Origin of the sequence: Caballeronia sordidicola (genome assembly GCF_002220365.1) — a bacterium.
Taxonomy (GTDB): domain Bacteria; phylum Pseudomonadota; class Gammaproteobacteria; order Burkholderiales; family Burkholderiaceae; genus Caballeronia; species Caballeronia sordidicola_C.
In genome coordinates, this window is sequence record NZ_MTHB01000224.1 from 1 (window position 1) to 12,073 (window position 12,073).

A 12,073-nucleotide genomic window follows, 5' to 3' on the forward strand; every position below is an offset into this window, starting at 1 on the left:
CATCTTGATCATCTTCGCGAGCGTGGTGTGACCGGCCATGCAATAGTCACAGTCGTTCTCGAAGTTGGAGGTCAGATAGACAACCTGTTGCTCGTGCGGCTTCAGAGTGCTCTTCGAAAAGAGGTCCCACAGTGCCGAGTATCCGGCGAGCAGTTCCGGTGATTCGGCCATATTCCCCTGATGGTTCGGCGCGAAGCCGAAGGTCCATTTCATATCTTCCAGACTGGCCTTCGATGCGGCCGGCGCATTGTCGACCGTGTAAGTTTGGAACGCGCTCATTGTGTATTTTCTCGATGGTTGCTTATACGATGATCAATCTGCGGCACTACTGCCGAAACTGATCTCACGCCCATACCTTGCGTAACATCGTCGGCGCTCTGGCCAGCGTCGCAATCGCGCTCGACCGCCTGATGCCTTCATATTCGCATAACGAAACATATCTTCTCAGCTACAACAGCCCGTACCCGACATCGATTTGCACATCGGGTTTGTTCGACCGCTGTGTACAAAATCAGCTTCGAAACCAGCAACCAGTTGATCCAGAAATCTGGACTCTGATCGGTTCACCACTGGCCATCAAAAAATCCAGTCCGGTGCGGCCTGCAGACAAATTCGACCGTCTCGAAAAACCCGCAACCAGTTCTTTAGCAAAGAGTGAAGCAGTGATCGAACAAAGGGTGGAGTCGAATAACCGCCCACTTGCGACTACTGGATGCATATTGCGGATAGGTCGACGGTACGGCGATAGATGCTCTTGCCAAACCACGGCACGAACGTGTACTCCACATACGCGTTGCTTCCAATATGTATCCAGTTGTACAGAACCGGTGACACGATGAATTCCTTGAGGACGTCATAAAATGGCAATGGTCCGTCGGCACTCAAAAGGCGATGTTGTCGTCTGAGCGGAACCGCAAGCTTTGCGCTGCTATAACAGTGAGCACTGTCTCTACGAGAGAAGAGTAGGTATTGCCGAAGGGCGAATCTAGTCTACGGCGGGATATGCGCGATGGCGCGTTAGAATTACTTGCCCTATACGCACGTATAACGGGAGAACTCCATGAACGGCAAAGACAGTCTTGGCGAGATGGATTCCGACAGTGATAATTGACATGGACTTCCCCTCTTGTGCTCTTGATGCAGTCTCGAAACTCCATCATGGCACTTCGATGCCGATTTGCGGCTTCCGCCCCATCTTCGGGACGGGGAAAGTCCCTTTCATTGATCAGCGCCGAGATTGTCAGATTTGGGCCTAATCCGCCGGGAAAATGCTTCAGATAATGACGAGAACACCTCTAGTCTGACGTGTTTCGAAGTCTGGCCTGACCTCCGATTGAGGTACGCGTCATCCTGACAAAACACTGCCTATCAAGGAGGGCGGCGTTCGGCCACGAGCGGTCATTGACTCATGCATTCGAGTGGAGATTCGAACGTCGGCTGTGTCAGGTGGACGGACATGCATATGGCTACTGCGCTCTGCGCGCAGTAGGCCAAATCGGGCGGCGGGTGGACAGTGAGTGGACAGTGGCGGCGGTACCGGTGCGTCATCTATATGTGATACGGGCATAGGTACTGCCGCCGCCCCTCTGTAGCGAATGGCCTGAACCGGCGTCCGTCGCGACCGAGTAGACTAGCGTCAATCGTTGCGTTCACAAAGTAATCGCCTGGCCGACATACAGGTGGGCCCGCGCCCATTCAACCGTCGAAATGCAAGATTAGATGCCAGGTTAGGCCACCGGGGGACGAAGGGAGGAGGTCCATGCTCATCGCGAACTGTCAGACGCTTGATCGGATCTCCGCGACAGCGGGCTCGGACCTCTACCGTGCCCGCCGCTTAACGGACGGGATGCCGGTGCTGTTGAAGCTCCCTCCGGAGCCCGCCGATGCAGCCCAATCCGCTCGTTTCAAGCGCGAATATCTGCTTCTTCAATCGTTGAATGTCGCGGGCGTTGCCAAACCGATTACCCTGATCGATGAGCGCGGACGCTTGGCGCTGATCCTTGAAGACTTCGCAGGCGAGTCGCTCGAAGCCGTTCTGGTTCGTGAGCCGCGCATGGACGTGGCTCTTTGCCTTCGTATTGGCCGCCATCTGGCCGATGCGTTGACGGGTATCGATTCCGCGCAGGTCATTCACCGCGATATCCGGCCCGCCAATTTGCTCGTCGCGCCGGAGACTGGCCGGGTTCTGCTGGTGGATTTCGGCCTGGCCACGGCTCGGGAACCTGACACCGCCGTGCCCAAGGACGTCGCCGTGCCCGCAGGCGATTGGGCTTATGTGTCCCCCGAACAAACCGGCCGCATGAATCGTCCGGTGGATTACCGGACCGATTTCTATTCGACGGGCGTGTTGCTCTATCGGATGCTGACCGGCCAGTTGCCGTTCCAGGCGAGAGACCCGCTGGAATGGACGCATTGTCATATCGCTCGCATCCCGGCGCCGCCGAGCGAGATCGCGCACGAGGTGCCGCGACCGGTGTCGGATATCGTGATGAGGCTGTTGGCCAAGCTACCGGAAGACCGCTACCAAAGTGCGCACGGGCTGCTGGCCGATCTCGACCGGTGTCTAGCGCAACAGCAAGCGTTGGGCCGGATCGAGCCGTTCCCGCTCGGCGCGGACGATATTCCGCAGCGCTTCCAGGTCCCGCTCAAACTGTACGGCCGTGGCCCGGAGGTGGAGCGGCTGCTAGGCGCCTTCGAGCGCATGGCGGCCACTGGCCAGGCGGCGCTGGCGACCGTCTCCGGGTATTCGGGCATCGGCAAGTCGTCGCTGGTCGACGCGTTGCGCAAGCCAATTGTCGCGAAGCATGGCTATTTCATCGCCGGCAAGTTCGATCAGTACCAGTGCGATATTCCATATGCCACCCTCACGCACGGGTTTCGCGAACTGGTGCGGCAGCTGCTGGCCGAAAGCGAGGCGCGCGTTGCCGGCTGGCGGCAACAGATCCAGTCCGAGGTCGGGGTTAATGGCCAGCTCGTCGTCGATGTGTTGCCCCAGCTCGAGTTGATCGTCGGGCCGCAACCACCTGTTTCGCCGTTGCCGCCGGTCGAGGCGCAAAGCCGGTTCCGCATGGTGTTTCGGCAATTCGTCAAGGCGTTCACGAGCGAGGAACATCCGCTGGTCCTCTTTCTGGACGATCTGCAGTGGATCGATGCGGCAAGCCTGGCGTTGATCGAGGACCTGCTCACTCACAAGGACACGCGCTATCTGTTGCTGATCGGCGCTTATCGCGATAACGAAGTGAGCGCAGCGCATCCGCTGATGACCAGCCTCGATACGATCCACCAAAGTGGCACGCCGGTGGTGGACCTTCGGCTCGCGCCGCTGTCGCTCGCGCATCTGAACCAACTGGTCGCCGACACGATCCATGCGCCCCCCGTCGTCTGCGAGCCGCTTTCGCGGCTGGTCTGTGAGCGCACCGAGGGCAACCCGCTCTTCTTTATCCAGTTCCTGGATGCACTGCACAAGGAGGCATTGCTCCAGCACGATGCGCAACACCGGGCCTGGCAGTGGGACCTTAATCAGATAAAGGCGAAGGATTTCGCGGACAACGTCGTCGATCTGCTGTTGGAAAGGTTACGTCGATTGCCAGCCCGCGCGCAAGAAGCGCTGCAGTTGGCCGCTTGCCTAGGGAACACGTTTGAGCTGCACCACCTTGCGCTGGTTAGCGGGCATCCGGGAGGCCAAGCACGGGAGTGCCTGAGCGAGGCCGAGGTCGACCAAGGCCTCACTGCGGCGGTGCGAGAAAGCTTGATCGTGCGCACCGGCGGCAGCGCCAAGTTCCTGCACGACCGGATCCAGCAGGCTGCTTATTCCTTGATTCCCGAAGCGGACCGGGCCGAAGGTCACCTGCGCATCGGCCGCGTGCTGTTGGCGAACATGACGACAGACGAACTGGCCAAGCATGTGTTCGATGTCGCGAACCAGTTCAATCGAGGCGCTGCAGGGCTGGCAGACCGGGACGAAAAGGCACGGGTGGCGGCGATCGACCTGTGTGCCGGGCGCCGGGCTAAGGCCTCGGCGGCCTATGCGTCCGCGCGCCTGTACTTGGCCGCCGGTATGGCGCTGCTCGACGAGACCTATTGGACCAGCCACTGCGAGTTGATGTTCAGCCTGGGGCTCGAATGCGCGGAATGCGAATTTCTGACCGGTGAACTCGACCGATCGGAGGTACTGCTTGCGGGGCTACTGCTGCGGGAGGCGTCGAAGGTCGGCGTGGCCGCCGTCTATGAGCTGAAGGTCCTGCTCCATATCGTGAAGTCGGAGAACGTGCAAGCCATCGACAGCGCGCTAGCGTGCCTGAAGCTGTTCGGTATCGACATTCCGGCGCGCCCGAGCTGGGAACAGGTTCAGGCCGAATACGAGACAGTCTGGCGCAACCTGGAAGGCCGCACGATCGAGGACCTGATCGACCTGCCGCTGATGCAGGACCCGGAATTGCAGGCCGCCACGCGCCTATTGTGCGTTCTTTCGAACTCAGCCTACGTTACCGATCGCAATCTCTTTTGTTTGGAACTGTGCCGCACCCTGAATCTCAGCATGCAACACGGGGTGAGCGGCGCTTCCGCGCACGCCTGTGGCTACCTCGGGTTCAGCCTCGGACCGGCTTTTCAACGTTACCCCGATGGTTTTCGTCTCGCCAAGCTAGGATGCGACCTGGTCGAAAAGCACGGCTTCCTCGCGTATCGAGCGAAGGTTCAGGATGCCGCGGCGATCGCCGCCTTCTGGACGCATCCGTTGGCGACCGCGATCGATTATGTCCGGGCGTCCGTTCGCACCTCGACTGGGATGGGAGACCTGACCTACGCGTGCTACGGCCTGCTCCATATCGTCATGCTCCTTCTCCTGCGCAACGATCCGCTCGATGCGGTGTGGCGCGAGTCGGAGATCGCCCGGGACTTCGTGCACAAAAGCAAGTTCTGCGATATTGAGGACGTCATCATCCCCCAGCAGCGCTTCATTGCGGCCATGCAGGGCCGCACTGCGGCCTTGTCCAGTTTCAACGACGCACAGTTCGACGAAGCCACGTTCGAAGCGCAGCTATTGGCGGGCAAGCGGATGCCCACGGCGGTCTGCTGGTACTGGATCGTGAAGGCGAAGTCGCGGTTCTTGTCGGGAGACTACGCTGAGGCGCTCGCGGCAGCCGACCAGGCGAATGCGCTGCTCTGGTCCTCGACCGCCCATTTCCCTCTGCTCGACTATTACTACTACACCGCGCTTACTGTGGCAGCGCTGTACCAGAACGCCTGTGCCGACGAGCGCAATGGTTGGCGCGAACGGCTGGCAGTGCACCAGGCGCAACTGCGCGAGTGGGCCGACAATTATCCACCGACGTTCGCCGACAAGCACGCACTGGTGTCGGCCGAGATCGCCCGCGTAGAGGGGCGAGACGCCGATGCCATGCACCTGTACGACGAGGCCATTCGAGCGGCCTGCGAGAACGGCTTCGTCCAGAACGAAGGCATCGCGCATGAGCTTGCGGCCGGATTTTATGCTGCGCGCGGGGCGACGACCTCCGCCCGCGCCCACTTTGACGAAGCGCGCAGCTGCTTTGCACGCTGGGGCGCGCACGCCAAGGTCAGTCAACTCGACGCACGCATACCGCAACGGCGCGAAGCGTCGGCTTTACGATCAGCCGCCTCGCCCGGCGATGTGACTCAACTGGATTTGATGTCGGTCGCCAAGGCCTCGCAGGCCATCTCGGGCCAAATCGTGCTGGAAGACCTGATCGATACACTGATGCAGATCGTGCTCGAAAACGCCGGCGCGCAGACCGGCCAGTTGCTGCTCGCGCGCAACGAAAGCCTGATCCTCGCGGCCGAAGCGAGCACGGAACAGCAGACGATTCACGTGCAGCGGCACCTGAACCAGGCACCGCCCGCCTTCGCACCGCCGGGATCAGCAATGCTCCAACCGGCGATGCCGAGTTCCATCGTCTACTACGTCCGCCGCTGCCAGGAACGGGTGCTGCTGGACGATGCGACGCGATCGAATCCGTTTTCGGCGGACGACTACCTGGCCCGTCGACAGCCGAAATCGGTGTTGTGCCTGCCGCTTATGCGGCGCTCCGACTTGATCGGCGTGTTGTATCTGGAAAACAACCTGGCCACACATGCGTTCACGCCTGAACGCGTAACTGTCCTGGAACTGCTGGCCTCGCAGGCCGCGATCACGCTTGAGAACGCGCTCTTGTACCGCGATCTGGCAGAACGCGAAGCCAGGATCCGGCGCCTCGTCGACGCCAACATTGTCGGGATCTTTATCTGGGGCCTGGCAGGTCAAATCCTCGAGGCCAATGACGCGTTTCTCCGTATCGTGGGATACGGCAGGGAGGAACTCGTGTCGGGGCGTCTGAGATGGACGGACCTGACGCCGCCGGAGTGGCTCGATCGCACTAAACAACGGTCGGTGCCACAGCTCAAACTTACGGGGACGCTACAGCCCTACGAGAAGGAGTTCTTCAGAAAGGACGGCAGTCGCGTATCGGTGCTGCTCGGCGCGGCGATCTTCGAAGAAGGTGCGAGCGAAGGTGTCGCTTTCGTGCTTGATTTGACTGAACGCAAGATGGCCGAGGCGGAGCTTGCAACGCGGCGGGGCGAGGCGAAGCGAGCGAAGGAGCAGTTGCTGGCGTTGCAGACGGAACTCGCTCATGCCACTCGCGTGACAATTCTTGGGGAACTGAGTGCATCCATCGCCCACGAAGTAGGCCAGCCGCTCGGCGCGATCGTGACCACCGGCGAAGCCTGCCTGCGATGGCTCGGCCACAGGACGCCACAGCCCGAGGAGGTGCGGGCCTGCGTGGAGCACATGATCGCCGAAGGTAGGCGCGCGAGCGAAATCGTCCGGCGTATCCGCTCGCTCATCAAAGGGGCCACCCCGCAGAAGACGCAACTGGAGCTCAACGATGTGGTCAACGACGTTGTGTCCCTGGTTCAGCGCGAGGTTCTCAATCATCGCGTTTCGTTGCGCCTCAAGCTCGCCTCCGACCTGCCTCCGCTGCTCGGCGATCGGGTCCAGCTTCAGCAAGTGATCATCAATCTGGTCATAAACGGTATCCAGGCCATGGCCGACATCGGTGACGAGCCACGTGAATTACTGATCGCGTCCCGTCGGCATAAGGAGGGGTATGTGGTCGTCGCTGTACAGGACTCTGGCACGGGCATCGATCCGGAAAACGCAAATCGGCTGTTCGACGCTTTCTTCACCACGAAGCCCGACGGAATGGGTATGGGATTGTCGATCTGCCGTTCAATTATCGAAGCTCATGGAGGCCGATTGTGGGCATCCAATAATGCCGGGCGCGGTGCCGTCTTCCAATTCAGCCTGCCTCCTATTGGCGAAAGCGCGTCGTGACGGGTGCGCAGCGCAGGGCATAATCGGCCATTCGCCTCGTAGCTTAAGGGGCGGTACGCGGATGATATTGTTGTCGGCTTCGAGCACGACGCTGACGCGCGGCGCTTCTGGGAGGCGATGCGGTTGAGGTTGGAGGAGTTCTCGCTTGCGCTTCATCCGGACAAGACCCAGCTGCTGGAATTCGGCCGCTATGCAGCGGTTATTCGAAAGCGGTACGGTCTTGGTAAGCCGGAGACCTTTACGTTCTTGGGCTTCATATTCATCTGCGGGAAGTCTCGTCGAGGTGCTCTCCAGCTTCAGCGGGAAACCCGCGGCGATCGCATGCGAACGAAGCTTAGGGACATCAAGGAGCAGTTGAGAAAGCGCATGCATGTGTCGATCCCGGAACAAGGGAAATGGCTCAGGCAGGTGGTCCCGGATAATTTGCGTATCAGGCGGTACCCACGATTTCGCGGGCACTTGAACCGGCTCGCAGATGCCTGGCTCCCCAAACCTCGAATCCTTCATCCGTGGCCCGATCAGCGTTTCGCCGTCAAACACCCGAGGTAGGAGCCCGGTGCCCGAATCGGGCACGCCGGGATCTGTGCGGGGGTGTCCAGTAATGGACATTCCTACCGCGATAATCTTCCGTATCTGAGGAACAACACGCACACCCCGGTCAATTACGGAGCTCGGCATCGCAAGGGCCTGCCGATCACCAGCAGCATCGCCGAGTCCGCGGTGAACCAGTTCGTCAGCCACCGCATGGCCAAGAAGCGACAGATGCGCTGGACTGGCGAAGGGGCGCACTGCATGGCGCAGGTCAGAGTCGCGGTTTTGAACGGGGAATTCTCGCCCCGCCGCATCTCGGCGCTCGAGATGGCCGCCTCGCGTTACGGCAAACGCATCGGGGCAACATCGCCAGGGCGGCACCGACCAACGAACAGACCAGACCATGCAAACCTGCCGCAAGCCATGGCAGCCTGACGAAATCGACCTCCCCAACTTTTGCAGGCTCGCTTTTTAACTCGCGCGAACAGTCTACAGAAGCGCTCCCGTACGATGGCGCTCAGCGCTGACGGCCGTTGGGCAGACAGGGCTCGATACCAAGCAATTCGGCCTTGCGGACGAGGTCCGGCATCGAGCGCGAGTTCATTTTACGCATGACCTGTCCACGGTGGACCTTGACCGTGATTTCGCTCAAGTTCATCTCAGAGGCAATCTGCTTGTTCAGCAGACCGGAGAGCACAAAGCCCATCACCTCTTTCTCGCGCGGTGAAAGGGACTGGTACGAAGCGCGCGGACCGGCTAACGCGGCTTCTGCCGCGAGCCGCTCGCCATCGCGCGCCAAGGCCCGAGCAACTGCGTCGAGCATGTCCTGGTCTTTGAACGGCTTCGCAAAGAAGTCCAGCGCGCCGGCCTTCATTGCGTTCACCCCCATTTCGATGTCTCCATGACCGGTCATGAATACGACGGGAATACGCATGCCGCTATTGACGATTTCCTGGTGAAAAGCCATGCCACTTTTCCCGCGGAGTCGCACGTCCAGGATGAGACAGCTCGGTCCCGCGGAGTGAGGAAACCGGAGAAATTCGTCCGGGGACTCGAACGTTTCGACGCGCAAGCCCACGGAGCGCATAAGCAAGTCAAGGGCCCGCCGGATTCCCTGGTCGTCATCGACGACGTAGATGACGGAGCCGTCGGTTGCTTCGGGTTCATCCGTCATGCGGGTCGGTCTAGCAATCATCTGGACACCTCGCGAAGCCGGATTCCGGTCGGAGCCCGCTGGCATTCAACTATTTTACGCCCCGCTGGTGCGGACGTCACTGCATCCAAAACAGCTTGCGGCAAGGGTTGGTTGCCTGACGCGAATCCACCGAACTCGCCCAGAATCGGTCGATCGACTTCCGAACGATTGTCGCCCCTGATGGTGTTTTGTTTTACGCTCATGAACTTGCCAATCCTCTTCCAGGAAACGCGGATGGAAATGGAGTGGGCGTCGCACCAGCGTGCGGATGATCGCGATTGATTTCAGATTGCGAGCGCGCAGCCATTGATTCGATCATTCTTCAGCAACACCGTACCCCGGCCGGCTGTTGCTTGCAGCACCGGAGCCCCCTCGTCGCCGCCAACCCGTACCCCAAAGTGATCACTTCGTGAACCGCAACGATTTCACAACCAGTTTTCTCGGGTGCCAATGAGGCGCAGAAGATGACACCCATAGCTGTGCCGGTTTGAGAGCATGGCCGGGACGCATCCGGATCAACGCTACGCTCGTGAACCGCTTATACATTCGTATCGTTTCCGTGCGGCGGCTTGCGAGCTACGATTGATTTGAGTCGCATGCTACACAGTTCCGTATGGCATGCTCCGCATCCAGTGTGTCGAGGCCCGTCGATTGTGTCTTCTCAAATCATTTCCATCGTTGATGACGATGAGGGTACCCGGTTTGCGACCGCGAGCCTGGTTCGTTCGTTAGGGTGGCAGGCACGAGTGTTTGCATCGGCGGAAGCATTTTTGGGCTCAGGGTTAATCGGCAAGACATCATGCCTGATTTCGGATATACGGATGCCAGGCTTGTCCGGAATTGAAATGCACGACCGCCTTCTCGCCCTTGGGTACGCAATTCCGACCATTTTCACCACGGCATTCCCGACTGCTGACCTTGAGGCCAAAATCCAGGCCAAAGGGGCACTCACACTTCTCGAGAAGCCCGGAGACGCCGCCACTGTCGAGCGATTGCTCAATCTCGCGCTGGGTCGGCCATAGCGCGTTGTCTGCTCGTCAGAAGACTGCCGTCGTGCTGGGCCGCGCAATACTGACCGTCGAAACTTCAGTTCCCCCGGCGTGGTTCATAGCGGCGTTACACGTGCGTGGATTGAGGGAAAACGGGAGATGATATGGCCCCTTTTTAAAAGTGCCATGTCACCATGAATCTGCCGACTCTACCGCTCACTGCCCTTCCGCACCGGTTGTCGCGTGGCTTTTGTCGGGTAGCCGCCGTGCATTACTGCGCAGCGGCCCCCTCAGAACCGTGCATGCACCTTTTAATGCACACGGCTCAAGCCTTTCAAAGCCCCCGTTTGGGAGCCGGTTTCATCACTGTTAAACCACGGCTGTGGATCTGTCGGTGGCAATCAGGATGGACCATGACGAGGTTTGACCACGCATCCGATCCGCCGTCCACGCGGCGGACGATATGATGCACGTGCCATCCGGTCACCGCTGTGATTCGCTGCTGACATACGATGCAAGCCCGGTCCTGATCGAGCCAAAGGCGGATCAGTTTTCCTCGACCCGACAGGGCGTTCGCCATTTTCAAACCGTAACGGTCTTCGAAGTAGCTCTCCCATGCCGGGTCGAAAGGGTTGGCATTGCCACGGACCTGCGTGTGTCGCCGAACTGGGACGTCGGACGCTTTGCGTAGTTTCAATCGTCTTGGCTTTCCCTCTGCTGTTAGTTCACCTGTATCAGCAGCAAATACCCAATGCCGCGTTGCCTCGCAGTGAAAGTATCGTGCTCTGATCCATCGTGCGCCCTTACACGGATGCCGCCTGCAGCACCACCGCCACAACGCCTGCCAGATGGCAGTATCGACTGCACTGTAGACTTTTTTCGAAACGACGTGTCTGTGGTAGTTCGCCCAGCCATCAATGATCGGATTAAGCAGGCCGATCAAACTGGCCTGTTTGGCCGATGCGTTGCCCTTGATGACGGTACGCACTTTTGTCAGAAACGTTTGAACATTCTTTTTTGATGGCTTGATGAGTAACTTGCCGTTTTGATATTTTCGAATGTTCTGCCCGAGGAAGTCGAACCCTTGCGAGATGTGCGTGATTCTGGTCTTTTCCGGGGAGAGCGTCAGTCCGCGTTCCATCAGAAAGGCCTCGACCAGCGGTTTCACCTCGTTTTCCAGCAACTCTCTCGAGTAACCGGTGATCACAAAGTCATCGGCATAGCGCACCAGACCGACTTTGGGGCGAATCCATTTGCCATCAACCCGGCGGCAGACGAATCGCTCTGCTAATCGGTGTTGCAGGCCATCGAGCGCCCAATTCGAAATCGCTGGTGAAATGATGCCGCCTTGTGGGGTCCCTGCATTTGTGGGGAAGAGCTGCCGATCTTCGATGTATCCCGCCTTCAACCACTTCTGCAAGATCACCGTATCCGTGGGGACGTTGGTGACCAACCAGGAATGGGAGATCTCGTCGAAACATGCCCGAATATCGCCTTCTAAAATCCATTGCGACGATGTCTTCTTCGCGAGCGCCGTGAAGCATTGCTCGATAGCGTCCGCTGTCGAGCGGTCCCGGCGAAATCCATACGAATGCGAGTCAGCGCACGTTTCCGACACGGGTTCAAGGGCAAGCAGGTGTAACGCCTGCATCGCTCTATCGACCATGCAGGGGATACCGAGCGCTCTCATCTTGCCATTGCTTTTTGGTATATAAATTCTCCGCAATGGTCGTGGTGCATACCCATGCCGAGATAATTTCTTGACGGCACGATATTTGGCATCGGGTGTGGACCACGTTACCTTGTCCACACCGGGCGTCTTCTTGCCGTGATTCTCAGTCACCCGTCTGACGGCGAGTGCTTTGCCGGCAAATGAGTGGGTCAGCAGCCATTGCAAGGCTTTCACCTTGTTCCAGCGGCCTTCCTTTGTCGCCTTGAAGATCCGCGTTTGCAGCCTTCTGACTTCGCGGTAGCACGTTGCCCAATGAATATCGTGCCAGTGCCCCG

The 12,073-nt window shown here is 59.3% G+C and carries 7 protein-coding genes and 1 pseudogene; 4 read left to right on the top strand and 4 right to left on the bottom strand.

All coding sequences use genetic code 11. The annotated features are described in order from the left end of the window. Both BSU04_RS31255 and BSU04_RS48120 read right to left on the bottom strand, forming a co-directional pair. Nucleotides 1-279 (bottom strand): carboxymuconolactone decarboxylase family protein (locus BSU04_RS31255; protein ID WP_179258501.1); only part of this gene is annotated, 279 nt, incomplete at its 3' end. A 426-nt stretch (nt 280-705) separates the two neighbouring features. Next, a complete protein-coding gene (locus BSU04_RS48120; RefSeq protein WP_256983507.1) occupies nt 706-834 on the bottom strand; it encodes a hypothetical protein in 129 nt (42 codons plus the stop codon). Nucleotides 835-1,759: 925 nt separating this feature from the next. On the opposite strand from BSU04_RS48120, the gene BSU04_RS31260 reads away from it, so the two are divergent. From BSU04_RS31260 to BSU04_RS31270, 3 genes and pseudogenes are all read left to right on the top strand, one after another. Further along, nucleotides 1,760-7,351 carry a trifunctional serine/threonine-protein kinase/ATP-binding protein/sensor histidine kinase gene (locus BSU04_RS31260; protein WP_089164157.1) on the top strand — a complete coding sequence of 1,864 codons (5,592 nt, stop codon included), beginning with the start codon at nt 1,760-1,762 and terminating at the stop codon, nt 7,349-7,351. A gap of 63 nt (nt 7,352-7,414) precedes the next feature. Continuing rightward, a pseudogene (locus BSU04_RS31265) lies at nt 7,415-7,900 on the top strand (group II intron reverse transcriptase/maturase); the annotation flags it as partial. A gap of 42 nt (nt 7,901-7,942) precedes the next feature. Further along, entirely contained in the window at nt 7,943-8,317 is a 375-nt protein-coding gene (locus tag BSU04_RS31270) for a hypothetical protein (RefSeq protein WP_089164159.1), read from the top strand. 82 nt (nt 8,318-8,399) lie between these two features. Here the strand turns inward: BSU04_RS31270 and BSU04_RS31275 are convergent, their stop codons facing one another. Continuing rightward, entirely contained in the window at nt 8,400-9,077 is a 678-nt protein-coding gene (locus BSU04_RS31275; RefSeq protein ID WP_373452893.1) for a response regulator transcription factor, read from the bottom strand. Nucleotides 9,078-9,673: 596 nt separating this feature from the next. Between BSU04_RS31275 and BSU04_RS31280 the strand changes: the two genes are divergently transcribed. Further along, entirely contained in the window at nt 9,674-10,099 is a 426-nt protein-coding gene (locus BSU04_RS31280; RefSeq protein ID WP_089164161.1) for a response regulator transcription factor, read from the top strand. 301 nt (nt 10,100-10,400) lie between these two features. Here the strand turns inward: BSU04_RS31280 and ltrA are convergent. Beyond that, nucleotides 10,401-12,073: group II intron reverse transcriptase/maturase (gene ltrA, locus BSU04_RS31285; RefSeq protein ID WP_179258502.1), on the bottom strand; the 1,673-nt coding region annotated here is incomplete at its 5' end.

What these genes read in the sequence shown, in the direction of transcription:
- BSU04_RS31260 (WP_089164157.1), top strand. Translation starts at nt 1,760, where the DNA reads ATGCTCATCGCGAACTGTCAGACGCTTGATCGGATCTCCGCGACAGCG.
- BSU04_RS31275 (WP_373452893.1), bottom strand. Translation starts at nt 9,077, where the DNA reads ATGATTGCTAGACCGACCCGCATGACGGATGAACCCGAAGCAACCGAC.
- BSU04_RS31280 (WP_089164161.1), top strand. Translation starts at nt 9,674, where the DNA reads ATGCTACACAGTTCCGTATGGCATGCTCCGCATCCAGTGTGTCGAGGC.